Below are 26,054 nucleotides of genomic sequence, written 5' to 3'. Positions count from 1 at the left end.
TGTTATGTTTATTAGAGAATCTTCTATAGCCAATGAATTCCAATTTTTCCAATTATTAAAATTGTTGACGTAATTAAATACAGATAATTTTGGTGAATTGATAATTTTACTTCTTTCTACTGTGAAATTTCCTTTTTGTGTTGCTACAAAAATGAATAATGCTATCAAACTAAGTAATAATAATAGGAATAGGTACTTTAAAATTCTCATAATAAAAGTTTTAATTTCTGTTGTAAAGTTAAAAATTTTATTAATATGTATAACTTGCTTTAATGCAATAAATCAAAATCTCTTTTAATTTTGATTCATAGAATTACAGATATTCTAATTTATATTTAAATCTCAATATATCAAAAAGTTACATAAATAACAATAAAACACTAATCGCCGTAAATACTATTGTATTGTTTGATTTGGCTCCAAATAAATGTTAATTATTGTGTTATATTTAAAGAATATATATATTTGTTAAAATATTATTTATAAAATAACTAAATATCTTTAATAATGAAATTACTTAAAATCACAGGTGTTTTTATGTCAGTTGGATTTTCTTTTATTTGTAACGCACAAATAAAATCTTCTGAAGTAAAAACGATCGAAAATCACCCTTTTGAATATGTTGCAGAGCAATTTGCCGATATAAAAGTATTGCGTTATCAAATTCCAGGCTGGAAAAATTTATCGCTGAAAGAGCAAAAACTAGTATATTATCTTACTCAAGCAGGAACTTCAGGGCGAGATATTATTTGGGATCAGCATTATAAATATAATCTTAAAATTAGAAAAGCGCTCGAGAATATTTACAATAATTACTCAGGGGAGAAAACTAACGAAGACTGGAACAACTTTGAAATTTACCTCAAAAGAGTTTGGTTTGCAAATGGAATTCATCACCACTATTCGTCAGCTAAAATTAAACCAGATTTTTCTAAAGAATATTTTAATGTTTTGATGAATGAAACTAAAACGGTTTTGTCTCCGGAAATAACTGATGTTATTTTTAATGATGTCGATGCAAAAAAAGTAAATCTTGATGAATCAAAAGGATTGTTAGAAGGTTCTGCAATTAATTTTTATGATAAAGGGATATCAGTTACAGCCGCTGAAGATTTCTATGCTAAAAAAGCAAGTCCTGATGCAAAAAGACCTTATTCATATGGTTTAAATTCTAAATTAGTTCGCAATACAAGAGGACAATTAGAAGAAAAAGTATGGAAAAGCGGCGGTATGTATGGAGCGGCTATCGACAAAATAATCTATTGGCTGGAAAAAGCAAAAAGCGTAGCTGAAAACATAAATCAAGCCGATGCATTAGAATTATTGATAAGCTACTATAAAACAGGAAGTTTACAAACTTGGGATGATTATAATATTGCCTGGCTTCAGGCAACCGAAGGTAATATTGACTATATCAACAGTTTTATTGAGGTTTATAATGATCCGTTAGGATATCGTGGTTCATATGAAAGTATGGTCCAAATTAAAGATTTTGATATGTCGAAAAAAATGGAGGTTATTTCTAAAAACGCACAATGGTTTGAAGATAATTCACCTTTGATGCCGGAACACAAAAAGAAAAATGTGGTTGGTGTTTCTTATAAAACAGTTATTGTTGCAGGTGAATCTGGCGATTCTTCTCCAGCGACACCTATTGGTGTAAACCTTCCAAATGCCGATTGGATTCGAGCCGAACATGGTTCAAAATCAGTTTCGTTAGGAAACATTTTAGATTCGTATTCTAAAGCTGGGGGAAAAGGAAGATTGAAGGAATTTGCCAATGATGACCAAGAAATTGCCTTAGCTGAAAAATATGCTGAATTAGGAGATAAAATGCATACGGCCTTGCACGAAGTGGTTGGTCATGCATCGGGACAAATAAATTCAGGCGTGGGAACGCCAAAAGAAACTCTAAAAAGTTATGCTTCCGCTCTCGAAGAAGGAAGAGCTGATTTAGTAGGATTGTACTATGTTTTTAATCCAAAATTACAAGAACTTGGTTTGGTTGACGATTGGAAAAAAATGGGAATGGAATCTTATGATGGATACATTCGAAATGGATTAATGATGCAATTAATTCGATTAGAACCAGGAGCAGATATTGAAGAAGCTCATATGCGCAACCGACAGTTTGTGAGTGCCTGGGTTTTCGAAAAAGGAAAAGTTGACAATGTAATCGAAAAAATCACACGTGACGGAAAAACTTATTTCAACATTACGGATTATGACAAACTTCACGATTTGTTCGGACAATTATTACGCGAAATTCAACGAATAAAATCAGAAGGTGATTATGTCGCCGGGAAAGCATTGGTAGAAGATTTTGGTGTTAAAGTAGACCAGAAAATACACGCCGAAGTATTAGAAAGAAACAAACAATTTACATCTGCGCCTTATAGTGGTTTTGTGAATCCTGTTTTGGTTCCAAAATTAGACGAAAAAGGAAACATAATTTCTATAGAAGTAACGCAACCAAAATCATTTACTGAACAAATGTTGAACTACTCTAAAAATTATGGTTTTCTACCTTTAGAAAACTAAGAAATAATTGATTTTAAAAAAAGGATGTATTTATAGCATTCTTTTTTTTATTTCCAAAAATGAAAATTGCTATCGTTTAAAAAATGTTTTTATCAAAAACAAAATCAAGATAAAAAGGGCAAATCCAATTATAATTTTATAATTTCCTTTATAAAAAGTTTTATGCAACTTCGCATCTTTTCGATAGGCATAAATCATTGCGATAACAAAAGCAATAAAAAAACAGCCGGCAAACAACAATTGTCCTTGACTAAACATAGTTTAAATTTTTTGGACAAATTTAGGGTTTTGTTTAGTAAAAGTTGCTAATTTGCCACTTCATTTAATCAAATAAAATTATGCAAAAGCAAATCAACGCAGTCAAAGAATTTCATACGGCATTTGTCATTGGTCATAGCGAAACTCCTAGAGCTGATTTGGGGGAAACTAAGAATAGGCTTCGTTACAATTTGATGAAAGAAGAAAACGAGGAATACCTTGAAGCCATTCAGAATAATGATTTAATAGAAATCGCCGACGCACTGGGTGATATGATGTATATTCTTTGTGGTACTATTATCGAACACGGTTTACAACATAAAATAGAAGAAGTTTTCGACGAAATTCAACGCTCCAACATGAGTAAACTGGGTCAAGATGGAAAACCCATTTATCGCGAAGATGGAAAAGTGATGAAAGGACCCAATTATTTTAAACCAGATTTTTCTAAAATTTTAAAATAGCATCAGGCTGTTTAATCAGTTGAATTCCTCGAGGCTCTGCCTCGGGGTTGGAGAGGAAAGTTTGAAAACCTAAGGTTTTCATAAAACTAAAAAGTTACTTTCTTCCGTTTGATACCTCGATGGCTCTGCCTCGGGGTAATTCATTAAATAATTTCTTCCAGAAAAACCCCAATAAAAAAAGCGATTTTCAATTTGAAAATCGCTTTTTTTTAAATTTATCTTTCGAACGCTAAACCCAGCAAACTAGATTTTTACTGTCCAGCCAAAAGTGTCTTCGGCTAGTTTATGTTGAATGTTTGTTAATTTATCTTTAAGTTGTAATGCTAATGAATTTTCGATTTTTGGCAATTCATAATAAACATCTTGGTAAGAAAATCCAGTAATTGGATTTACTACTGCAGCAGTTCCAGCTCCGAAAATTTCTTTCAAACTTCCGTCTTTGGCACCTTCAACAAGTTCCGAAACTAGAACAGGGCGAATTACTACTTCTATATTTTCTCTTTTGGCCATGTCAATTAGACTTTTTCTAGTCACGCCATCAAGAATTCTTTCGCTTGTAGGAGCAGTATATAAAGTGTCGTTTATTCTAAAAAATACATTCATTGTTCCAGCTTCTTCCAGTTTTGTATGCGTTGCATCATCTGTCCAAATTACTTGATGAAAACCGGCTTTGTTAGCTAAATTTGTTGGATAAAATTGTGCTGCATAATTTCCAGCAGCTTTTGCAGCTCCAATACCACCGTTTGCAGCTCTACTGAAATGCTCAGCAATTAAAACTTTTACTTCACCTGAATAATAGGATTTTGCAGGCGATAAAATAATCATAAACTTATAATCGTCCGACGGATTTGCAATCACTCCAGTTCCTGTAGCGATCATAAACGGTCTTATGTACATCGTGTTTCCTTTTCCTTTTTTTATCCAAGTTTCATCCAATCGCAACAATTGTTTTAAACCTTCCATAAAAATTTCTTCTGGAACTTCGGCCATGGCCATTCTCTTTGCCGAATTGTTGAATCGTTTGAAATTTTCTTTGGGTCTAAACAACCATAAGTCGTTATTATCATCTTTGTATGCCTTCATTCCTTCAAAAATGGCTTGGCCATAATGAAAAACTTTTGCGGATGGATCTAATAAAAACGGAGCATAAGGTTTGATTATTGGTTTTTGCCATTCACCATTTGTAAAATCACATTCGAACGAATGATCTGTAAAAATTTCACCAAAATGTAAATTATCAAAATCAACTTCATTAATTTTTGAAGTTATGGCTTTTATTATTTCAATTTTGTTAGTTTGGGTTGTATTCATAATCTTTTATTATGTTTTAAAAATATTTTAAATATGGTTTTCTCCTAAAAAAAATGGAGATGGAAATCAAATTTTTGTTTTTGCAAAATTAAATAAAAATCGGCAACATCCTTGTCAAAAGTCTATTAATTATAGCATTTAAATACGATTTATTTAAATTATAAAAACACTTTAAAAAAGGGAGTCTATTTTATGCGATTTATGAAAATATTAGATTTTTTGAGCATTATAATTATTAGTTTTTAATTAAATTTGCCTGCATATAGCGTTTCACAATAATAACTCAAATGTCTATTTTGAAAAGAGAAATAATTCAAACACGCGATGGATCTACTACTATCCATATCAAAGAATGGGATGAATGCTATCATTCTAGATTTGGCGCCATTCAGGAAGCGCAACACGTTTTTATAAAGAACGGGCTTTCCTTGTTTGAAAACAAATCGATTTCTATATTAGAAATAGGTTTTGGTACAGGCTTGAATGCCTTCATAACCTTTTTAGAATCCGAAAAATTGTATCAAAATATTCATTATGTTGGAGTTGAAGCCTATCCAGTTTCGATAGATGAAGTTTTATTAATGAATTACGTTTCAGAGTTGAATGCCGAAATTGAAAGAAAAATTTTTGATAAAATGCACGCATGCAACTGGGAAGAACCATTTGTTTTGAGAAATAATTTTTCGTTCACTAAAAGAAAACAATTTTTTGAAGAAATTGATGATTATGAAAAGTTTGACCTAATTTATTTTGATGCTTTCGGTTATAATTCCCAACCAGAATTATGGAGTACGGCTATTTTTCAAAAAATGTATAATGCGCTTAAAAATAATGGGATATTAGTAACTTATGCAGCAAAAGGAGTAGTTAAAAGAAGTATGATTGAAGTAGGATTCACGGTCGAAAAGCTACAAGGTCCGCCAGGAAAAAGGGAAATGTTTAGAGCTAAAAAAATCTAATTTTTTTTAAATGCAATATTAAACACAAAAGGGCGTTTTTATAATTGTATTTTATTTATAAAAATAAAATATGTTTTTACTTAACTTATTAATTTTAAATCTTATAAGATATGTCAAAATTAATGTTTGATTACACAAAATCTATACTCGAAAGAGTAAGTTTTGATCCAATACTTTTTTGCAAAGAATTAGAAAAAGCAATAAAAGCCCTGTTACCATACGAAATTGAACAATTGAGAATCTGGCTACAACGCTTCACTGAAGCAAGACCTGAGCTAAAACAATATTTAATCATTGTGAATAGTAATTATGAAAAAATATTGCAAAATAAATAAACTTTTTATTTTTTTTGTAATGGGCTTATAATTTGAACATTTTGAAAAGTGATTGCGCCCTTTATAACTCCTGAAATAGTATTTCTAAGAGCATCAATTATATGAATTTTTAGTTCACTTTTTGGGTAAATCAAACTCACTTCTCGAGCCGGTTTAGGTTCCTTAAAATGTCTCAATTTTGATTTGTCTTTTTCCTTTAATTCTAAAGTGTGCAGATAAGGTAGAAGTGTCGTTCCCAATCCTTCATCAGCTAATTTTATTAAAGTTTCAAAACTTCCGCTTTGGAGTTGAAATAAATTATCGGAAACAGCATTTTGGTTTTTGCATAAATTTAAAATCCCGTCTCGGAAACAATGTCCGTCCTGCAAGAGCAAAATTTCGCTAAGATTCAAATCAGATATTTCTATTTCCTCTTTATGTGAAATATTATAATTGCCAGGATCATAGGCCACAAATGGTTCGTAGTAGAGAACAATTTCCTTTATTTTTTCGTCTTCTAAAGGTGTTACTGCTATTGCTGCATCGAGATGCCCATTTTTTAGATGTAGAATAATTTCATTAGTATTTAGTTCTTCGATGATGAGTTTTACTTTTGGATATTTTTTGATGAAATTATTCAAAAACATTGGTAAAAGGGTAGGCATAACTGTTGGGATAATTCCCAATCTAAATTCGCCACCGATGAATCCTTTTTGATATTCTACAATGTCTTTTATTTTACCTGCTTCGTTGACAATATTTTTTGCTTGGGTAACTATTTTTTGACCAATATCAGTGAGTTGAATGGGTTTCTTGCTTCTGTCAAAAATCAGGATATTGAGTTCTTCTTCTATTTTTTGAATTTGCATACTCAATGTGGGTTGGGTAACAAAGCATTTTTCGGCGGCAAGCGTAAAATTTCGGTGTTCGGCAACAGCCAAAACATATTGAAGTTGTGTAATTGTCATAAAAAATAGTATTTTATTATGCAAATATAAAAAACTATCATTTTTAATTATAATATAAATTCTATTATTTTTTTACAAAATTAGCCCAGATAGAAATGAAAAGATTGAAAAAAAAATGATTAATTTTATCGCTGTAAAAAAGCGACTAAAAGAAGCTCCTTTTACAGCATTATAAAATAATAATTTTTATTCAATTTTGCAATGGATAGCTGGATTGGCTTCAAAAAATAAATATAAAATGGACGATTTCTACAAAAAAATATTAGACAATAACAAAAAATGGGTAGAATCTACTTTATCTAGAGATCCTAATTATTTCAAGAATTTAGCTCAAGGTCAAACTCCGCCATTGCTATGGATAGGTTGTTCTGACAGCAGGGTTCCTGCAAATGAAATCATTGGCGCAAAGTCGGGTGAAGTTTTCGTACATAGAAACATTGCCAATATGGTGGTACATTCGGATATGAATATGCTGAGTGTTTTGGATTATGCGGTAAACGTTTTGAAGGTAAAGCATGTTATTGTTTGTGGTCATTACGGTTGTGGAGGTATTTTAGCAGCAATGAAAAATGAATCTATCGGGATTATTGATAATTGGATTCGTCATATTAAAGATATATATCGTTTGCACAAAAAGGGATTGGACTCTATTGAGAATGAAACGGAACGATTCAATAAATTTGTTGAGTTTAACGTGATAGAACAAGTTTTTGATTTGGCTAAAACTTCGATTGTACAATCTGCTTGGAGAAATGGACAAGAATTGTCCCTTCATGGTTGGGTTTATGGATTAAATTCTGGATTTGTGACTGATTTAAACGTGAATTTTAGTTCTGACGAGGATTTAGACGAAGTATATCAATTGAAGTTTTCGGAATAATTAAATTTATCAGTCTTCGTTATCAAGGTTTTCATTGAAGGCAGAAGGGAGCATTGTTGGGATAAATTTAATTAAAATAGGAAGTAACAAACCGCCGCCTGGAAGTAAGAATATAGTTAACGAAGGAATAGTTTTGCAAATGTCTAGCAATTGTTTTCGCACTTTTTTCTTTTCTTTATCGTCTAAATCTCTTTGGGTTGAATAAGCTAATAATAGCATCAATTCCTTGCTTTGTACAATTTCTTTAACTAATCTGTTTTTATTTCGAGCGATTAGTTTTATTACTGTCTGAGAGGTTTGCTCATAAAAATGCTTTACGGGATTTGAATAATTAAAATAAGGGATCTCTTTTTTGTAGTTGATAATAAATTCATTCGTTTTTTCTATACTTTCAGATACAAAACCATCCGAAATATTCATTGTTTCTGCGAGTTTATGTAGAAAATAAGCTTCGTTTTTTTCGATAATTCCATCACTCCATAACGCCATTCCGGCCATGTCTATCAAATATTTTTTTTCTAATTCATTAGTGAAATAATCTAGCTTTAATTCTTCTAAATTTTGGATATTGGATTTTGAAAATTTGCTGTAACGAACAGACGATTCGAAAAGTTTTATCAACAAATCATCGTGTTTTGATTTGTTTGATTTGGTTTTCAAAGCCAATGAAACGATACTTACGATGGTTTCTTCTATTCTTTTTAGATATTTTTCGGATATTAAACCGCTAATTAAGTATTGGCGAAAAGCCAAAACATCAATAAAAAGCAATGCATTAGTTACAATGTGGGAGAAATTTTTGCTAATAATATCGATATTTGTTTGGACTCTACTATCGATTATTTTTTCCAAATTTAAAGAAGATGAACTATTAGGCAGTACTTTTTTGAATAAATTAAAACCTTCAGGATTCATCTCATTGTAGAATGCAACAGCCTTTAAGATAAATTTTTCAGGGTTTTTCTCTTTAGTAGTCAGCCCATATATACCATATAATGAGTTGAGCAATGCTAATTTTGAAATTTCGTTTTCGAGCCAGCCTTTGGTTTCGATTTTTAGGGGAGTGTCAAAAGAAACTATGTGTCCGTAAATAAACCCTGTTTCCCTAACTTTTTTGTAAAATAAATTTGAATCTATGACATCGGAATAAGTAGAAGTTTTTTGCTTCAATAAAAATTTGTCTATCCAACCGTTTGCCGAAGGGTTAATCATTGTATTTTTTTGAAATTACAAATTCATGTTATTTTGTAGTATTCTATATTTTCTTACTTGATGATTGCAGAACAAGCAACTCTTGCACCAGCATTTCCTGAAGGCTGTGAGGTGAAATCATCTGTGTCTTTATGAACGATAAGACCTTTTCCAAGGATATTTTTTGTATTATCCTCACAGCCAATACACCATTCGTCAGTGGTTAAGGTGATGGTTCCATTTCCTTTTTCATCGGCAGTAAAATTACCAATATCTCCTCGGTGATATTGACCAACTCCCCATTTTCCATGATTTTTGAAGGTTGGATTCCAATGTCCACCAGCCGAACTCCCATCAGAAGTCGTACAGTCTGATTTTTCATGAATGTGTATTGCATGAACTCCGGGTTTTAATCCTGATAAATTTGCTACGAAAGTCACCTTACCTTTCTTTTCAGCAAAAGTAGCAGTTCCTGTTACAGTACTGTTGCTTTTCGATTCGAAAACAATATCTAATTTTTTCGAATCACTTGAATCACTTTTTGTTTTACACCCAATGATGGCAGCTAAAATTAGTACGATAGAGAAGATTATTTTTTTCATAGTATTATTTTAAATTATTTTATAAAAATACTCATTAATAAATACATACAAATTAAAGTTTTCTTAAAATCTACTTATTTTTTTAATGCAATTGGTATTTAATAATTGATTTAACTTTTTTGAATTTTTGTTTTTGTAATTGTTAATTTAGCCCAAATTTTAAATCGGGAAAATGGTAAATGTCTTTAAAAAGAAATGTTTGACTACTGCTTTTACAACTCTTATCTGGGTTTTGTTTATACAAGTCAGTGCCATTGCCCAAAAAACTAAAGATTCTATTAGTAAATGTCCAATAAAATCGTTTCCAGAAGTCTTCAAAAAGGGAGATTCTATTCTTGTAATTAATCCATTAAAAAACAGTTTTTTTCTAGTGATACCGCTTATTGGTTCTCAGCCTGCCACAGGTTTTGTGTATGGAGCAGTGGGTCAATATACTTTTAAGGGAAAGAATTTAAAAGACAAATATTCAGCCATTAACCTTGGAATAAACTACTCCGAAAAAAAACAGCTGATTGTTAATTTTAAAAATAATGTGATGCTTCGAGATAATAAAATATTTTTAAGTGGAGACTGGCGTTATTATATATTTTCCCTAGCTAATTACGGACTTGGCTCTGATATAATTCCTAGAAATAAAAATAATGTAAATTTTGATATTAGCTCTTTTATGGAGCCAATGCAATACAATTATCTAAAATTCCATCAAACGATTTCATGGAAGGTTAAAAGAGATTTTTATGTTGGCGCCGGAATACATATAGATAGTTATTCTTCGATTATCGACGAGAAACTTGATATTGCAAATGGTATTTACACCCATCATTTCAATTATAACAATAATAATGGATTTAATAATATTGCTTATTATTTAAATGGAGTAAGTCTCAATATGATATTTGATTCACGGGACAATCAAATTAATACGAATCATGGGTGGTATGGAAATGTCAATTTTAGAACAAATCCAGCCTTGAATAAAAATCAGGCGGCAAGTACCGTACTTTTTGCTGAGTATAGGTATTTTTTGCCGTTGAGTAAAACTAATGACCAACATGTATTCAGTATTTGGACATATGGGCAGTTTGTAACAAGTGGGAAAGTTCCTTATCTCAACTTGCCAGCTATTGGCTGGGATCAGCGTAGTCGAAGTGGGAAAGGGTATACCCAGGGATTATTTCGAGGTTATAATTTGACGTACCTTGAAACTGAATATCGGTTTCCCATTAGTTGCAACCAATTATTTAGCGGGACACTATTTGCGAATTTTACCAGTGTGAGCGACAAGGATAGAAATATTCGTCTTTTTCAATACATTCAACCTGCCGTAGGTTTTGGTTTGCGAATTCTAATCGACAAAGCAACCCGTACGAACTTAGTACTTAATTATGCTTGGGGCAACCGGTCAAAAGCTTTTTATTTAAATGCAGGTGAAAGCTTTTAATTAGATTATAGAATATTATTTGTATTTAAGTCTTTATTTATTGCTTAGTATTTTGTTCAAAATTAAAACCCGGAATTTTGTAATTTTTATCTAAATAGTTTTCAGGAATAGTAGTTTTATTTCCATCTCTTGCAGCTAAATAGTGTGGAGACATGATTTCAATACCTTTTTCATTGCAAATGTCCTGAATATTTTGATGAAGATTTGAATAAATTGTTGCCTGTTTTTTCACTTCTTTTATGTAGGCATTAATTTCATACGAAACATAAAAATCATCTAAGCTGGTTTGTAACACAAAAGGTCTAGGTTCTTGCAAAACCAGTTCTGTTTTTATGGCAGCATCTAATAAAGCTTGATGAATTTCTGACCAAGGTACATCATAGCCAATGGTTATAGTAGAATGAATAATTAGACCTTTTTCTATAGCATCGCTGCTATAATTTATGGTATATGTTCCCATTACGGTTGAGTTAGGGATTGAAATAATTTCGTTTTTTATAGTTCTAATTCGGGTAACAAGCATTGATTTCTCTATCACATCGCCCACAACGTCACCTATTTTAACTCTATCTCCAATTACAAACAATCTCATATAAGTAAGCACTAAGCCTGCAACAATATTAGACAATGAACCTGCTGAACCAAAAGTGAAAAGAAATCCAAGAAAAACAGATACTCCTTGAAAAACCGGAGAATCACTTCCCGGTAGATAAGGAAAAATGACTACTATTAGAAATGCAAAAACCAATACACGCATTATCTGGTAGGTAGGATTTGCCCAATCAGGATAAAACCCAGGTAAACTTAAATTGTTATTTTCAATTTCTGTTTTTAGAAAATGAATTCCTTTCAATACATAACTAAAAATAAATAAAATTACAATTATTGTAATTAAGTTGGGCAGATAATTCCAAAAAGCAAGTCCAATACTTTTCAAAGGATTAATTACATAACCAAATAAAGTCGCTGCAAAACCTTTTGTCCATGGAAAAATTCCAAATAGTATAGGTAAGGCAATATAAATAATTAAAAGAATGAGAAACCATTTAATAATTTTATTTAAGTTGAGTAAAACGTTTACTTGCCTTTTAGAATCAAACAGGGTGTAGTCTTTTATTTTTATTCCATTAATAAGTTTATTTTCTTGCTGTAGAATTTTAGCAGAAGTCAATTTAAAAAGTTTTCTAATGTAAAAAATTAATAACCAGGTGATTAAAATTATTAATAATGAAAGTCCAATTTCTTTTGCCAATAATGGAAAACTAGTTTCGGCCTTGTACGTTATTATACTTTTTGTAATGATTTCCTCGTACAAATTAGCTAATTTATGGGGTGTAGTATTAAGCCACAAGGCATCAGTTTTAGTAATACTCATGATAATGGTTTCTCCATAAGCAATATCAGTACTGTTTTCTGTCTTATTAATTTTTAGTGAATTTTGTTTAAATGTAGAATCACTTCCTAGTTTTTTAATTCGATTTCTGATAGCTTCTGCTCTTTCTTTGGCCGTAAATCCCCCCAGCTTATTATAAACAATAAACAAAGTGTCATTAAAAAAACCTGACACTGTATAGCCTATCGCGGTGCGTCTTAATGAATCGATATGTTCCTTTTTTTGAGAAATTCGTTCTAATTCTTTTTCATTCAATATTTGTAATTCCTTCAGTAAGTTCTGTTTTTTAATATTTTCATTTTTTTTTAAAGAATTGAGTGTAGTTTCTAATTTTACTTTTTCGATTGAATCAGTAGTTCGATTTACTTCAAGCTCGACTAATTTTTTATTGTATTTTTTAAGAATAGTAGTATTTATTGAATCATTATTCTGATTTAAATTTTTAGTTTGCGCCAAAATATAGCGTGGACTTAAAATAAAATGTGTAACGAATAGTAAAAAAATTATTTTTTTCATATCTAATTTATTGTTGGTTTTCAGACCATTTTATTTTGCAGTATTCTAATTTATAAAGTTATAAAAAAAAGTGTAATTAAAAATGGCTATTGAATTGTTTTTATTATTATTAGATAGTTGATTTTAATAGTTGAAAAATTAGTGTGTAAATAATAAAAAAAAACCGTACAGTCATTACGAAAGTAGCGGTTTTTTCAACAAATTGAATTAGTTAAAAACAATCTTTACATTAGAAGCAGTATTCATTTTCTGCAACTAATTTAGAGGTAATAATATTTCTCAACCCAATGATATTAGGCATGTTGGTGTATTTTGTAAAACGGCGTAATCCCATTAACATCATTCGTTGTTCATCACCTTCGGCAAAAGAAATAACGCTTTCTTTCCCTTTCTGCGTGACAACGTCAACCGCTTTGTATAAGTACAATTTTGCCATTGCAATTTGTTCTTGTACTTTATCTTCCCCTTCTTTTTTGATCAATTTTTCAGTTCTCAAAAGGGCAGATTCCGCCATGTAAATTTCGATTAATATATCTGCTGCTGCCATTAACAATTGTTGGTGTGCATCTAAATCGGGTCCGTATTTTTGTACAGCTCCACCCGCAACCATAAGGAATGCTTTTTTTAATTTGACAATCATTTCCTTTTCTTCGGCAAATAATTCAGAATAATCAGGAGTATCGAAAGATGGGATTCCCATTAATTCTTCTTGAACTTTCGTGGCTGGACCAATCAAATCTACATGTCCTTTAAATGCTTTTTTAATCAACATTCCTACTGATAACATTCTGTTTATTTCATTAGTTCCTTCGTAAATACGTGCAATTCTGGCATCACGCCAAGCACTTTCCATTGGAGTATCTTCTGAAAATCCCATTCCTCCAAAAATTTGTATTCCTTCATCGGCACAATTTTGTACATCTTCAGAAACGGCAACTTTTAGAATAGAACATTCTATTGCATATTCTTCAACACCTTTTAATTCTGCTTCCTGATGTGAAGTTCCTTCTAATTCTCGAGACGTAATTCTATCTTCAATATCTTTTGAGGCTCTATAAGTGGCACTTTCGCCTGCATAACAGGAAGTGGCCATTTCAGCTAATTTTAAACGAATGGCTCCAAATTGAGAAATTGGAGTGTTAAATTGAATTCTTTCGTTAGCATATACTATTGCATGAGTAATGGTTCTACGTTGTGCATCTAAGCAAGCTGCGGCCAATTTTATTCTTCCTACATTTAACGCATTCATGGCAATTTTGAAACCATTTCCTCTTTCAGAAAGCATGTTTTCAATTGGCACAACGGTATCATTAAAGAAAACTTGACGTGTCGAAGAAGCACGAATTCCCAATTTGTGTTCTTCTTCACCCATAGAAATTCCGTTGTCCTTTGTGTTTTCTAGTATAAATCCAGTAATGTTTTTATCGTCTCCAATTCTTGCAAAAACAATGAATAAGGAACAAAAACCAGCATTTGAAATCCACATTTTTTGTCCCGTGATTTTATAATGAGTCCCATCTTCTGATAAAACTGCTTTTGTTTTTCCCGAGTTAGCATCAGATCCTGCTCCTGGTTCTGTTAAACAATATGCTCCAAACCATTCGCCAGAAGCTAGTTTCGGAACATATTTTTGCTTTTGCTCCTCTGTTCCGTATAAAGTAATTGGCATTGTTCCAATTCCAGTATGCGCCCCAAAAGCGGTTGAGAAAGATCCTGTCGCTCCTGAGATATAATCGCAAACCAAAACCGTATTTACAAATCCCATCCCCATTCCGCCGTATGCTTCAGGAACTGCTACACTTAGAAAACCTAAATCACCAGCTTTTCGCATCGTTTCTTCAGTAAGCGCATAATCTTTATTTTCAAATCGGCTTTTGTTTGGCCAAATTTCTTTATCCACAAACTCTTTTACCGAGTCACGCATCATTATTTGTTCTTCGTTGAAATCTTCGGGCGTGAAGATGTCTTCGCATTTTGTTTCTTTTACGATGAATTGACCACCGCGAGTTTTATCAGCCATAACTATATTTTTTTATTCTATTTATAATAATTCATAAATCCCAGCACTTCCTTGTCCAGTTCCTACACACATTGAAACAATACCATATTTATTTCCTCGGCGTTTCATTTCATCGAATAGTTGAACTGATAACTTAGCACCGGTACAACCTAATGGATGTCCAAGAGCAATTGCCCCGCCATTTACATTAACGATATCCGGATTCAAATCTAATTCTCGAATTACAGCTAATGATTGAGAGGCAAATGCTTCGTTCAACTCAATTAAATCAATGTCTTTTAATTGTAATCCAGCTTGTTTTAGAGCTTTTGGAATCGCTTTTACTGGGCCAATCCCCATAATTCTGGGTTCAACTCCTGCAGAAGCAAAATTCACCAAACGTGCAATAGGAGTGATGTTTAATTCTTTAACCATTTCTTCGCTCATAATTAAAACGAAAGCTGCACCATCACTCATTTGTGAAGAATTCCCAGCTGTTACACTTCCGTCAGCAGCAAAAACCGCCCTCAAATTTCCTAATGCTTGTACCGAAGTTCCAGCTCTAGGTCCTTCATCTTTATTAACGACATAAGATTTGGTTTCTTTTTTACCATTTTCATTAATGAATGTTTGCTCGATAGTAATTGGAACAATTTGTTTATTAAATTTACCTTCGTCTTGCGCTTTCAATGCTTTATTGTGTGACTGAAAAGAAAATTCATCCTGATCTGCTCTCGAAATATTATATTGTTTTGCAACGGCTTCAGCAGTCAATCCCATTCCCCAATAGTAATCTTCGTGTCCTGCTGCTGCAACAGCATAATCTGGAGTTGGTTTGTAGCCACCCATTGGTATGAAACTCATGCTTTCGGCACCACCTGCAATAATGCAATCTGCCATCCCGGATTGGATTTTGGCTGTCGCCATCCCGATAGTTTCTAATCCTGAGGCACAATATCTGTTTACTGTAACACCAGGAACATCCTCGATTTTTAATCCCATAAGCGAAATTAATCGTCCTACGTTCAGTCCTTGCTCGGCTTCAGGCATTGCATTACCTACCATTACGTCATCAATTCGTTTCTTATCAAAATCAGGTAACTCATCCATCATAAACTGAATGGTTTCCGCTGCTAATTCATCAGGACGTTTAAATCTAAATACACCTTTTGGTGCTTTTCCCACTGCGGTTCTGTATGCTTTTACTATATAGGCTGTTTTCATATTTTTTATTTTTTAAGATGATGGACAAATAGTTAATAGATTGATAGTCTTTTCGTATTACAGATTTTGTCTGTCTTCTATCCGTCTTTTATCTATTTTCTAATTTCTCAAGGGTTTCCCTTTGGTTAGCATAAACTGAATTCTCTCCAATGTTTTTCTTTCTGTACAAAGCGATAAAAAAGCTTCTCTTTCTATATCCAATAAATATTGTTCGGATACTAATGTTGGTTCGGATAAATCTCCACCAGCCATTACGTAGGCCAGTTTGTTAGCAATTTTCTTATCGTGCTCCGAGATGTATTTTCCAGCTTCCATTTGGTCAGTACCTACAAGGAACATTCCCAAAGCTTGTTTTCCCAATACTTTCACGTCATTTCTGTGAATAGGTTGGGTATAACCGGCTTCTGCCATTAGTAAGGCGTGTTTTTTTGCTTCGGCAATTTGACGGTCTTTGTTGACTACGACAATATCTTTCCCGTGTTGCAACACCCCTAAATCAAAGGCTTCATAAGCTGAAGTGGAAACTTTTGCCATGGCAACAGTTAAGAAATATTCTTGTAAAACATTTAGTTCCACATCGTTTTTACGAAATAAATCCGAAGCTCTTAATGCCATTTCTTTCGATCCACCACCACCTGGAATTACTCCAACTCCAAATTCGACTAATCCAATATACGTTTCAGCAGCAGCAACCACTTTATCAGCATGCATACTCATTTCGCAACCGCCACCCAAAGTCATTCCGTGAGGTGCAACAATTACTGGAATACTGGAATACCGTACTCGCATCATTGTATCTTGAAACATCTTAATAGCCATATTTAGCTCGTCATATTCTTGTTCGACTGCCATCATAAATATCATCCCGATATTTGCACCAACAGAAAAATTTGCTCCTTGATTTCCAATAACCAAACCTTGATATTCTTTTTCGGATAAATCAATAGCTTTGTTGATGGCTTGTAAAACGTCACCTCCAATGGTATTCATTTTAGATTGAAATTCTAAATTTAAAATTCCATCACCTAAATCTTGTATAATTGCGCCACTATTGCTCCATACTTTTTTACTTTCTCTGATGTTGTTCAAGATGATAAAAGCATCTTGTCCTGGAACTTTAGTTTGTGTTTTATTTGGAATATTATAGAAATAAGTTGCTCCTTCTTTAATCGAATAAAAACTTGAACTTCCAGATGCTAACATCTCACTAACCCAAGCTGGTGGAATTAAACCTTCTTCCTTAATCATTTCGATTCCTTTTACAACGCCGATGGCATCCCAAATTTCGAAAGGACCATTTTCCCAACCGAAACCTGCTTTCATTGCATCGTCGATTTTGTATAATTCGTCCGTAATTTCTGGAATTCTATTAGAAACATAAGCGAACATTCCGGCGAAACTTCGTCTGTAAAATTCTCCCACTTTGTCTTTCCCTTTTACCAGAACCCTGAAGCGATCAATAGGCTTGTCTATGGTTTTTGTCATTTCCAGAGTTGCAAACGAAGCTTTTTTAGCAGCACGATATTCTAAAGTGTTCAGGTCTAATGACAGAATATCCCTTCCTTCTTTTTTATAAAAGCCTTGCCCCGTTTTACTTCCGAGCCAATTATTTTCCATCATTTTGTTAATGAAATCTGGTAATTTGAATAATTCGTGTTGCTCGTCATCTGGGCAATTTTCATAAATTCCGTTGGCAACGTGTACTAAAGTGTCTAAACCAACCACATCTACAGTTCTGAAAGTTGCCGATTTTGGTCTTCCAATAACTGGTCCAGTAAGTTTATCAACTTCTTCAATTGTTAATCCTAATTCTTTAACTAAATGGAACAAGCTTTGAATTCCAAAAATCCCAATTCTGTTTCCAATGAAAGCAGGTGTATCTTTGGCCACGACCGAAGTTTTGCCTAAGAATTTTTCTCCATATATAGTTAGGAAGTCTAAAACCTCATTTGAGGTTTGTGGTCCAGGAATGATTTCGAATAATTTTAAGTAACGTGCAGGGTTAAAAAAATGCGTTCCACAAAAGTGTTTCTGGAAATCTTCAGATCTACCTTCGCTCATAAAATGAATAGGAATTCCAGAAGTGTTTGATGTAATCAATGTTCCTGGTTTTCGGTATTTTTCTATTTGTTCGAACACCATTTTTTTGATATCCAAACGTTCAACAACAACCTCAATAATCCAATCAACATTGGCAATTTTTGCCAAATCGTCCGTGGTATTTCCGGTAGTGATTCTATTGGCAAATTTCGGGTGATAGATAGGAGATGGCTTCGATTTTAAAGCATTTTGAAAATGTTCGTTGACCAGACGGTTACGGACTATTTTACTTTCAAGGGTCAATCCTTTCTTAGTTTCGGCTTCTGTAAGTTCTCTTGGTACAATGTCTAAAAGCAATACTTCTAGTCCAATGTTGGCAAAATGACAAGCAATTCCAGAACCCATAATCCCAGATCCAATTACTGCTACTTTTTTAATAGTTCTTTTCATTTATAAAAAGCTTTAGGCTTTATGCTTTAAGCAATAAGCGTTTAGTTAAAATATTTTTTTTTCTGTAATTAAATCATTGATTATTTCTGAAACTTCCATAAAATGTTGAAGTTTTTCAGTCGAAACATTATGTTTTACTGCCTCGTTAAATTTTAAAACTGTTGATTTTGACAACTCTCTTTTTTCTTTTCCAACTTCGGTCAGGTAAATTAAAACTCCTCGTCCGTCTTCTGGATTTTTTTTTCGGATTATTAATCCTTTTTCTTCCATAGATTTTAGGGTTCGGGTTAAACTGGTGGCCTCCATTCCCATTTTTGGACCCAATGTTGTTGAAGGGGTTCCGTTGTCTTTGTCAATACTTAATAAAGCAAAACCAGTTGCCATAGTGGCTCCATATTTTGCAGCTTCTTCATTATACATTCTTGCAACACCTTGCCAAGTTGCACGAAGAATATAGTCAATAGTTTTGTCTTTCATATTTTCGCAATCAATTTTACATTGTTTTTTATATAGTGTTGTTTACGACAACGATTTAGTTATGTTTTCAAAGATAACAAAAAATACTATGCACGCATAATAAATTTAAAAATATTTTTTATATAAAAAAAAAACTCCTCAATTTGAGGAGTTGAATTGAACTTCAAAATTTTAAAATTTAAGATTTTTTTATTCTGTTAATTTATTATTAGTAAAGGCGATGAATGTTTTAACTAAAGCTGCTAAAACTACACTTATTATGAAATTGGACCTTGGATATGCTAACTTTACCCGCATAAAAAGTTAATAATAAAACCATTCTAGTAAAAAGTTAGCAACAGCACCCACATTCACTAAAACTAAAAATTTAACCTATCTCTTTTCTTGAGAGTTGCATTAATTAATTGAATCTAGTTTATTTATAATGTTGATAACGTTTAATTTATGAAAATTTAAGTTTTAGATTTCATGAAACTGTTATCATCTACATCTTTTAAAAATTTAATCAATCCTTTAAAATAATTTTTTTGATCATCATATTGGGAGAGGTGACTTCCGTTGGGGCAAAATAAATAACGTCCGTTTTGTACTTCTTCTGAAATCCATTTCATGTGTTCTGGATCCATGGTATCGTATTTTGCTCCTATAGAGAGCGTTGGAATAGTAAGGGTTTTAAGTTTTGATTTTACATCCCAATTTTTCAAAGTCGCTTCTCCAGTAATCCCAAATTCACTCTGACCTTGCATATAAACATACACATTTGGGTTCAGATGTTTGAATGCTCGTGTGATTGATTCTGGCCATTCTTCCAATGGTTTTCTAAGGATATGTTCAGTGTAATAATATTTAAAAAGTAACTCCTCATATTTAGGATTGGAAAAATCATTGTTTTTCTCCATATCTAGAATTTGTTTCAAGATTTTAGGATCCATTTTTGGACCTAAAATATCTTGAGCATATTTATTGTATTCTGGAGCACTTGCCATCATATTTGAAATAATCAAACCTTTCAAGTTTTTTTGATATTTCAAAGCATATTCCATCGCCAGAATTCCTCCCCATGATTGTCCCAATAAATAAAAATTAGTGTTGTCTAATTTCAATGCTTTTCTGACTTGTTCCACTTCTTCAACGAAACGTTCATTTGTCCACAGGGTATTTTCATTGGGTTGGTCACTATAATAAGAACCTAATTGATCATAATAAATATATTCAATGCTTTCATTTGGAAAATAACCATCAAAACTTTCAAAGCATTCATGTGTTAAGCCAGGTCCACCATGAAGCAACAGTACTTTTATTTTTGGATTGTTTCCAACGGTTTTTGTCCAAACCTTGAAATTACCAATAGGAGTAGTTATTGGTATCATTTTTATGCCCCCTGTGAATTGGTCATCACGATTTGAGAAGTCTAGATATTTTGCTTTTATAAAATCTTTTGGATTTTCTTTGCAACCGTTAAATAAAAATAAACTAAGGAATAAAAAAAATAAACTTCTGATTTTCATAATTTTATGTTTTAATATAAATTCTATTTTTCAATTGCTATAAAAAGTGTTAGCCATATATTTTATGGAATAAATCAATATATTTTTCCATAACTATTTTCCGTTTTAGTTTTAGAGTAGGTGTAAGGTGACCTCCATCAACAGTCCAGAGATCTGGAGTTAGTTCAAAACGCTTGATTTTTTCCCAATTTCCAAATTTTCCATTCAATAGATCGATTTCTTCTTGTATACGCTCAATTACTTTTGGATTATTAATGATTTCTTCGTTGGTTTTACCAACACTAATTCCGTGGATTTTTTCCCATTCTTTAACAAATTCAAAATTGGGTTGAATGATAGCTGCGGGCATTTTTTGACCGTCACCAATAACCATTATTTGCTCAATGAAACGAGATTGTTTCATTGCATTTTCGAGTAATTGAGGTGAAATATATTTTCCTCCTGAGGTCTTGAACATTTCTTTCTTTCGATCAGTAATTTTTAGAAAACCATCGCTATCTATTTCGCCAATATCTCCTGTGTAAAAATAACCATCAACAATCACTTCTTTAGTCAACGCTTCGTCTTTGTAATAACCCATCATAACATTTGGACCTTTACAAAGAATTTCGCCATCTTCGGCAATTTTCACTTCTACGTCATCAATAATTTTTCCAACAGTTCCTACTTTGAAACCACGGTTTCTAATATCATTTACAGAAATTACGGGTGAAGTTTCGGTTAAACCATAGCCTTCCATTACTGGAATTTCAGCAGCGGCGAAAACTCTGGCGAGTCTTGGTTGTAAAGCAGCACTTCCTGTAATCATTAAATCTAAATTTCCTCCCAAGCCTAATTTCCATTTGCTGAAGATGAGTTTTCTAGCGATTTTTAATTGGGTTTCATACCAAACACCATTGGCTCCGTAAGGTTCGAATCTTAATCCTAAATCGACGGCCCAAAAGAATAATCTTCTTTTAATTCCAGTTAGTTGCAAACCTTTTGAATAGATCTTGTCATATACTTTTTCAATAAGCCTTGGTACAACTGACATTACATTTGGTTTAACCTCATTTACATTATCACTTATTTTATCTATTGATTCTCCAAAATAAATCGAAACACCATAATATTGGTATAGATACAAAATCATTCTTTCGAATATATGGCAAACAGGCAAGAAACTCATCGCTCTACTTTTTCCCTTTTCAAAAGGAATTCTTGAGGCGCTATCCAAGACATTGGATACTATGTTTTTATGTGAAAGCATGACTCCTTTTGGTTTTCCAGTAGTTCCAGAAGTATATATTATGGTGGCCATGTCTTCGGATTTGACGTTTTCTTTCCTTTCTTCGACAAGATTTTGATTGCTTTGATCTTCTCCAAGAACAAGTAATTCGGCCCAATTTTCACACCCTTCAATTTCGTTAAAAGAATAAACATCTTTTAAGTTGGGGACATTTTGCTTTATTAAATTTACCTTTTTTAATACTTCTTCATCCGACACAAAACAGTAAATAGCACCAGAATGATTCAATATGTATTCGTAATCATTTTCAGATATCGTTGGATAAATTGGAACAGTTTGAGCTCCAGTTTGCAAAACCCCAATATCCATAATATTCCATTCGGTTCTATTATTAGTCGAAATCAGGGCGATTTTATCATCTTTTTTAATTCCCATTCGTAATAAAGCTCTCGAAACAGCATTTGCTTTTGCAATATATTCTTCGGTTGATGTTTTCACCCACTCCCCATTATACTTAGTAACTAATGCGTCTGGAATATTATAATGCTCTAATTGAAAATATGGAAAATCAAATAATCTGGTAATTTCTGTCATTTGTAGGGGGTTAATTTATCGCAAATTAAGTAATAATTATTTATCGAGCAATTTTTATGCTTTTAAATATTTTTATGCAATAGATTTTGAAGTTCTACTATTTTTTCATTTTTTTTTTTTAACAATTTGGATTAAATTAATTGTAATACCTTTGCTGAGTTTAATTAATTTTTATAAGATGTACTATCACTTACGACTTAATGAATATAAAGTCTTGTTTTATAGATTATTATTGGCGTATGTTTTTTATTTCATTGCGCGAATCCTTTTTTATTTTTATAACGCTGATTTGTTGCGAGTTGAATCTGTTTCTGATTTTATTTCTCTATGCTATTATGGCTTGGCTTTTGACACTACAGCAATTTTATATGTAAATCTTCTTTTTATCCTGTTGTCGATATTGCCCTTTTTAAAGAATACAAATTCCGGATATCAAAAATTTCTTTTATACCTCTATTTTATTACAAACTTGTTGGCTTATGCCATGAATTTTATCGATTTTATATATTACAAATACACTTTTGCGCGAACTACAATTGTAGCACTTGAGGTTGTAAAACATGAAACTAACAAAAAGGTTTTGTTTCTTAGTTTTATATTCGATTATTGGCACGTAATCGCTTTGTTTCTTTTATTTTCAATGCTTTGGATTTATTTATACAAACAAGTTGATGTCAAATTTTCGAGTCCAACTAAGAAACTGCCTTATTTTGGATTTTCGACAGTTGGATTTTTGATAATAGTTTTGTTTACAATTGGCGGCATTCGTGGAGGAGATTTTAATAAATCTACTCGGCCTATAAATATACTGGATGCAAGTCGTCATGTCAAAAATATAGTTCATTCTGACATTGTGCTCAACACCCCTTTTGCTATTTTTAGAACACTGTTTACTAATGGTTTTCATAAAACAAACTATACAGGAGTCAATGAAAAATTAATTTTAGAAAAAGTACAACCAATAAAACAATATCATAATAATCCCAAAACAAAACCTAATGTGGTTGTTATGATTCTCGAAAGTTATGGACGTGAATACATTGGCGCGTTCAACAAAAAGGCTTCTATTCCAAATTATAAAAGCCATGCTCCGTTTCTAGATTCGTTGTCGCAACACAGTATGATTTATACCAATGCCTACGCAAATGGCCGACAATCCATACACGGAATGTCATCTGTTTTAGCAGGAATTCCATCTTTTAAAGATGCTTTTACGTCTTCACCTTTCCCAAAACAGAAGATTGAATCGCTGGTTTCTACCTTGATAAGTGATGGATATGACACCTCTTTTTTCCATGGTGCGGCAAATGGTTCGATGGGTTTTTTAGGATTCGGGAACATTCTTGGTATCCAAAATTATTATGGAAGAACAGAGTTTAATGACGATTCACAGTTTGATGGTTTTTGGGGAATTTGGGACGAACCTTTTCTTCAATTTATGAAAAATACATTAGACAAAAAGAAAACCCCTTTTTTTGCCACAGTCTTCACAGTTTCTTCACACGAACCCTATAATATCCCTGAAAAGTACAAACATCGTTTTCTTGAAGGCGGAGTTCCAATTCATAAATGTGCCGAATATACTGATTTTGCCTTGAAACAATTTTTTACAGAAGCCAAAAAACAGCCTTGGTTTTCCAATACAATTTTTGTTTTGGTAGCTGATCATTGCAACCAAATTTATTATGATGAATATCAAAAACCAATAAACCGTTACGCAGTTCCCATCATTATTTATAAACCCAACAGCAAATATGTAGGGGTTGACGATGATTTTGCGCAACAAATTGATATTTACCCAACGATTTTGGATATGATAGGATACAAAAAACCTTTCAGAAGTTGGGGCAGAAGCCTCTTTGACAAGAAATCTAGTGAGCCATTTGTCATTAATTCAACTGGAAGTATATACCAGTTTATGCGAGGAAATTACATTTGTACTTTTGATGGAACTAAGGTTTTTGGGTTTTACGATAAAAATGATAAAGCATTAAAATACAATTTGATAAAAAACAGAAATCCAGAAATGGATGATATCGAATTGAGTTGCAAAGCGTTTATTCAAGATTATATGGATCGGGTTATGGATAAAAAAATGTATTATAAAAAATAATCGCCAACTATTTTTGACCGGATTGCTAATAAAATTCCTTTAATGATTTTAAATCTGAAGAATTTTTTTTTGTTCCAATAGTTAGTTAAACTTCATTTAAATAAAAATTTTAAGATATGATTTTTGTCTCGACGAGAAGCCTATTTTTTATTAATAAATTTTTATATATTTGAATGATGGCGAAAAAAATTGCATTTATTATCAATGGCGCGCGGAAACTTTCGTATCAGGTAAATCAAACCATTACCAGATGCGAAAACCAAAGCAATATTGAATCTCATTCTTTTATTACTAAAGGTCCAAAAGAAGCTATTTTATTCGCTAGAGATGCCTGTTTGAATTTATTTGATGTTGTCATAGCCGTTGGAGGTGATGGAACTGTAAATGAAGTGGTAAACGGAATAATCGAAAGCAAAAACAGTGCTGTTACTTTAGCAATCTTAGCAAATGGTACTGGAAATGATTTCCTTCGGGGAACTAATTTTTTGCTAAACCAGGACTCTTTTATTGAGGCTTTACTTGCAAACACAACAAAATTAGTTGATGTTGCAAAAATCGAATCTTCCATTGGAATATCTTATTTTATAAATATTGCAGATATTGGTTTTGGAGGGAAAGTGGTGCAAATTTTAGATAAACAACGACAATTTTCTGGAAGAAAAGCATCCTACGGATTAGCGATATTACGTGCCTTTATTGGATTTAGAAAACCTTTTTTAAAGATAGAAACTCCCGATTTCAATTTCGAAGGACCCATACTAATGGTGGCAATTTGTAATGGAACGATTTTTGGGAACGGACTTACAATTAATCCTTTTGCTCAAATTAATGACGGAAAATTAAATGTCACTCTCCTCGGAAAAGTAAGTTTGTTAGACTACATAATGAATTTGAAAAATTTAAAATCCGGAAAAAAAATAAGTCATCCGGAAGCTATTTATTTCGAAACTAAAAACATAGAAATTAAGGTTGTAAAAGGAATAGCAGTGTCTGAAGCAGATGGAGAATATTTAGGATCAGGAAATTTAAGTGTTTCAGTTTTAAATTCTTCCATTTCATTACTTGTATATTAATTTCGGTTTAGACCCATTAATAATTTCTTCACTTTCGAGCCTATTAAAAAGCGAATCATCTATTATTTAGGTTTGTACTCCTATAAAACAGGAATTCTACTCATCAGTGATACTAGCGTGTTTGATAAATAAAATTTTTAAGGTTCATATGTCAATCTTTATTCTGAAAAACCCCTGTTCCATCTGTATTTAATGTAACTATAGGTTCTGATATGTTTTCGTATTGATGAGTGCCTGCAATTGAATATTTAATTTTTGTAGAGATATAATGGTCTTGGTTTTTTGCCGTAATTTTAATGACTTTTATTTCGGAAAATGATTGTGTTTTACACAAAATTAGAGTAAAAAAAAAGATTTTTGAAATTTAGATATATAGCTTTTTTGATTCACGAATATATAAAAAAAACAGAAGACGTTTATGATTAGGATGTTTTTTGCTTTCTATTTTTAAATCTTGTCTATCCACTTCCTAGCATTCACAAAGGCTTCGTGCCAAGGCGAAACTTCATC

Annotated in this window: 20 protein-coding genes and 1 pseudogene; 8 read left to right on the top strand and 13 right to left on the bottom strand. The window is 32.2% G+C overall.

Features of this window, described 5'->3' with window-relative positions; genetic code table 11:
• A pseudogene (locus AABM59_RS03365) lies at window positions 1-210 on the bottom strand (transcriptional regulator); the annotation flags it as partial.
• 327 nt (window positions 211-537) lie between these two features.
• Between AABM59_RS03365 and AABM59_RS03360 the strand changes: the two are divergent.
• Window positions 538-2,541 carry a dihydrofolate reductase gene (locus tag AABM59_RS03360; protein WP_338407564.1) on the top strand — a complete coding sequence of 668 codons (2,004 nt, stop codon included), beginning with the start codon at window positions 538-540 and terminating at the stop codon, window positions 2,539-2,541.
• A 69-nt stretch (window positions 2,542-2,610) separates the two neighbouring features.
• Here AABM59_RS03360 and AABM59_RS03355 read toward each other — a convergent pair whose 3' ends face one another.
• Window positions 2,611-2,799, bottom strand: coding sequence for a hypothetical protein (locus AABM59_RS03355; RefSeq protein ID WP_338407563.1), 189 nt, complete (start codon window positions 2,797-2,799; stop codon window positions 2,611-2,613).
• Between the two features lie 80 nt (window positions 2,800-2,879).
• On the opposite strand from AABM59_RS03355, the gene AABM59_RS03350 reads away from it, so the two are divergent.
• Window positions 2,880-3,263 (top strand): nucleoside triphosphate pyrophosphohydrolase family protein, encoded by a 384-nt coding sequence (locus tag AABM59_RS03350; RefSeq protein WP_338407562.1) that lies wholly within the window; start codon window positions 2,880-2,882, stop codon window positions 3,261-3,263.
• 243 nt (window positions 3,264-3,506) lie between these two features.
• On the opposite strand, the gene AABM59_RS03345 is transcribed toward AABM59_RS03350, so the two are convergent.
• A complete protein-coding gene (locus tag AABM59_RS03345) occupies window positions 3,507-4,574 on the bottom strand; it encodes a branched-chain amino acid aminotransferase (RefSeq protein ID WP_338407561.1) in 1,068 nt (355 codons plus the stop codon).
• Between the two features lie 296 nt (window positions 4,575-4,870).
• Here AABM59_RS03345 and mnmD point away from each other — a divergent pair, with 296 nt between their 5' ends.
• Both mnmD and AABM59_RS03335 read left to right on the top strand, forming a co-directional pair.
• Window positions 4,871-5,533, top strand: a complete 663-nt coding sequence (mnmD, locus tag AABM59_RS03340; RefSeq protein WP_338407560.1) for a tRNA (5-methylaminomethyl-2-thiouridine)(34)-methyltransferase MnmD — start codon at window positions 4,871-4,873, stop codon at window positions 5,531-5,533.
• Between the two features lie 110 nt (window positions 5,534-5,643).
• Window positions 5,644-5,868: a hypothetical protein gene (locus AABM59_RS03335; RefSeq protein WP_338407559.1), complete on the top strand. Its 225-nt coding sequence runs from the start codon at window positions 5,644-5,646 to the stop codon at window positions 5,866-5,868.
• Between the two features lie 5 nt (window positions 5,869-5,873).
• Here the strand turns inward: AABM59_RS03335 and AABM59_RS03330 are convergent, their stop codons facing one another.
• Window positions 5,874-6,815 (bottom strand): LysR substrate-binding domain-containing protein, encoded by a 942-nt coding sequence (locus tag AABM59_RS03330; protein ID WP_338407558.1) that lies wholly within the window; start codon window positions 6,813-6,815, stop codon window positions 5,874-5,876.
• 238 nt (window positions 6,816-7,053) lie between these two features.
• On the opposite strand from AABM59_RS03330, the gene can reads away from it, so the two are divergent.
• A complete protein-coding gene (gene can, locus AABM59_RS03325) occupies window positions 7,054-7,695 on the top strand; it encodes a carbonate dehydratase (protein WP_338407557.1) in 642 nt (213 codons plus the stop codon).
• A 9-nt stretch (window positions 7,696-7,704) separates the two neighbouring features.
• Here the strand turns inward: can and AABM59_RS03320 are convergent, their stop codons facing one another.
• The gene (locus AABM59_RS03320; RefSeq protein ID WP_338407556.1) at window positions 7,705-8,907 is read right to left on the bottom strand and encodes an LETM1-related biofilm-associated protein; all 1,203 of its coding nucleotides are present in this window, start codon (window positions 8,905-8,907) and stop codon (window positions 7,705-7,707) included.
• 53 nt (window positions 8,908-8,960) lie between these two features.
• Window positions 8,961-9,488 carry a superoxide dismutase family protein gene (locus AABM59_RS03315; protein ID WP_338407555.1) on the bottom strand — a complete coding sequence of 176 codons (528 nt, stop codon included), beginning with the start codon at window positions 9,486-9,488 and terminating at the stop codon, window positions 8,961-8,963.
• A 172-nt stretch (window positions 9,489-9,660) separates the two neighbouring features.
• On the opposite strand from AABM59_RS03315, the gene AABM59_RS03310 reads away from it, so the two are divergent.
• A complete protein-coding gene (locus tag AABM59_RS03310; RefSeq protein WP_338407554.1) occupies window positions 9,661-10,929 on the top strand; it encodes a BamA/TamA family outer membrane protein in 1,269 nt (422 codons plus the stop codon).
• A gap of 37 nt (window positions 10,930-10,966) precedes the next feature.
• Here AABM59_RS03310 and AABM59_RS03305 read toward each other — a convergent pair whose 3' ends face one another.
• From AABM59_RS03305 to AABM59_RS03275, 7 genes are all read right to left on the bottom strand, one after another.
• A complete protein-coding gene (locus AABM59_RS03305) occupies window positions 10,967-12,838 on the bottom strand; it encodes a mechanosensitive ion channel domain-containing protein (RefSeq protein ID WP_338407553.1) in 1,872 nt (623 codons plus the stop codon).
• 229 nt (window positions 12,839-13,067) lie between these two features.
• Window positions 13,068-14,858, bottom strand: coding sequence for an acyl-CoA dehydrogenase family protein (locus AABM59_RS03300; RefSeq protein ID WP_338407552.1), 1,791 nt, complete (start codon window positions 14,856-14,858; stop codon window positions 13,068-13,070).
• A gap of 21 nt (window positions 14,859-14,879) precedes the next feature.
• Window positions 14,880-16,061: an acetyl-CoA C-acyltransferase gene (locus tag AABM59_RS03295; protein WP_338407551.1), complete on the bottom strand. Its 1,182-nt coding sequence runs from the start codon at window positions 16,059-16,061 to the stop codon at window positions 14,880-14,882.
• A gap of 99 nt (window positions 16,062-16,160) precedes the next feature.
• Window positions 16,161-18,551 carry a 3-hydroxyacyl-CoA dehydrogenase/enoyl-CoA hydratase family protein gene (locus AABM59_RS03290; RefSeq protein ID WP_338407550.1) on the bottom strand — a complete coding sequence of 797 codons (2,391 nt, stop codon included), beginning with the start codon at window positions 18,549-18,551 and terminating at the stop codon, window positions 16,161-16,163.
• Window positions 18,552-18,596: 45 nt separating this feature from the next.
• Window positions 18,597-19,028: a MarR family transcriptional regulator gene (locus AABM59_RS03285; RefSeq protein ID WP_338407549.1), complete on the bottom strand. Its 432-nt coding sequence runs from the start codon at window positions 19,026-19,028 to the stop codon at window positions 18,597-18,599.
• A 452-nt stretch (window positions 19,029-19,480) separates the two neighbouring features.
• Complete coding sequence (locus AABM59_RS03280) at window positions 19,481-20,536, bottom strand: proline iminopeptidase-family hydrolase (protein ID WP_338407548.1); 1,056 nt, start codon at window positions 20,534-20,536, stop codon at window positions 19,481-19,483.
• Between the two features lie 49 nt (window positions 20,537-20,585).
• Window positions 20,586-22,358: an AMP-binding protein gene (locus AABM59_RS03275; protein WP_338407547.1), complete on the bottom strand. Its 1,773-nt coding sequence runs from the start codon at window positions 22,356-22,358 to the stop codon at window positions 20,586-20,588.
• 178 nt (window positions 22,359-22,536) lie between these two features.
• On the opposite strand from AABM59_RS03275, the gene AABM59_RS03270 reads away from it, so the two are divergent.
• Window positions 22,537-24,471: a sulfatase-like hydrolase/transferase gene (locus AABM59_RS03270; RefSeq protein WP_338407546.1), complete on the top strand. Its 1,935-nt coding sequence runs from the start codon at window positions 22,537-22,539 to the stop codon at window positions 24,469-24,471.
• A gap of 173 nt (window positions 24,472-24,644) precedes the next feature.
• On the top strand, window positions 24,645-25,544 hold the full coding sequence (locus tag AABM59_RS03265) for a YegS/Rv2252/BmrU family lipid kinase (protein WP_338407545.1): 900 nt from the start codon (window positions 24,645-24,647) through the stop codon (window positions 25,542-25,544).
• Window positions 25,545-26,054: the final 510 nt, after the last annotated feature.

The sequence above is a fragment of the uncultured Flavobacterium sp. genome, assembly GCF_963925185.1.
Classification (GTDB): domain Bacteria; phylum Bacteroidota; class Bacteroidia; order Flavobacteriales; family Flavobacteriaceae; genus Flavobacterium.
This window is presented reverse-complemented; position numbering and strand designations above follow the sequence as displayed.

Excerpts from the sequence above, each read along its gene's own strand:
- AABM59_RS03285 (WP_338407549.1), bottom strand. The coding sequence starts at position 19,028 with ATGAAAGACAAAACTATTGACTATATTCTTCGTGCAACTTGGCAAGGT.
- AABM59_RS03360 (WP_338407564.1), top strand. The coding sequence starts at position 538 with ATGTCAGTTGGATTTTCTTTTATTTGTAACGCACAAATAAAATCTTCT.
- AABM59_RS03350 (WP_338407562.1), top strand. The coding sequence starts at position 2,880 with ATGCAAAAGCAAATCAACGCAGTCAAAGAATTTCATACGGCATTTGTC.
- AABM59_RS03345 (WP_338407561.1), bottom strand. The coding sequence starts at position 4,574 with ATGAATACAACCCAAACTAACAAAATTGAAATAATAAAAGCCATAACT.
- AABM59_RS03305 (WP_338407553.1), bottom strand. The coding sequence starts at position 12,838 with ATGAAAAAAATAATTTTTTTACTATTCGTTACACATTTTATTTTAAGT.
- AABM59_RS03315 (WP_338407555.1), bottom strand. The coding sequence starts at position 9,488 with ATGAAAAAAATAATCTTCTCTATCGTACTAATTTTAGCTGCCATCATT.
- AABM59_RS03280 (WP_338407548.1), bottom strand. The coding sequence starts at position 20,536 with ATGAAAATCAGAAGTTTATTTTTTTTATTCCTTAGTTTATTTTTATTT.
- AABM59_RS03300 (WP_338407552.1), bottom strand. The coding sequence starts at position 14,858 with ATGGCTGATAAAACTCGCGGTGGTCAATTCATCGTAAAAGAAACAAAA.
- AABM59_RS03355 (WP_338407563.1), bottom strand. The coding sequence starts at position 2,799 with ATGTTTAGTCAAGGACAATTGTTGTTTGCCGGCTGTTTTTTTATTGCT.
- AABM59_RS03310 (WP_338407554.1), top strand. The coding sequence starts at position 9,661 with ATGGTAAATGTCTTTAAAAAGAAATGTTTGACTACTGCTTTTACAACT.
- AABM59_RS03335 (WP_338407559.1), top strand. The coding sequence starts at position 5,644 with ATGTCAAAATTAATGTTTGATTACACAAAATCTATACTCGAAAGAGTA.
- AABM59_RS03320 (WP_338407556.1), bottom strand. The coding sequence starts at position 8,907 with ATGATTAACCCTTCGGCAAACGGTTGGATAGACAAATTTTTATTGAAG.
- AABM59_RS03330 (WP_338407558.1), bottom strand. The coding sequence starts at position 6,815 with ATGACAATTACACAACTTCAATATGTTTTGGCTGTTGCCGAACACCGA.
- AABM59_RS03290 (WP_338407550.1), bottom strand. The coding sequence starts at position 18,551 with ATGAAAAGAACTATTAAAAAAGTAGCAGTAATTGGATCTGGGATTATG.
- AABM59_RS03265 (WP_338407545.1), top strand. The coding sequence starts at position 24,645 with ATGATGGCGAAAAAAATTGCATTTATTATCAATGGCGCGCGGAAACTT.
- AABM59_RS03275 (WP_338407547.1), bottom strand. The coding sequence starts at position 22,358 with ATGACAGAAATTACCAGATTATTTGATTTTCCATATTTTCAATTAGAG.
- can (WP_338407557.1), top strand. The coding sequence starts at position 7,054 with ATGGACGATTTCTACAAAAAAATATTAGACAATAACAAAAAATGGGTA.
- AABM59_RS03295 (WP_338407551.1), bottom strand. The coding sequence starts at position 16,061 with ATGAAAACAGCCTATATAGTAAAAGCATACAGAACCGCAGTGGGAAAA.
- AABM59_RS03270 (WP_338407546.1), top strand. The coding sequence starts at position 22,537 with ATGTACTATCACTTACGACTTAATGAATATAAAGTCTTGTTTTATAGA.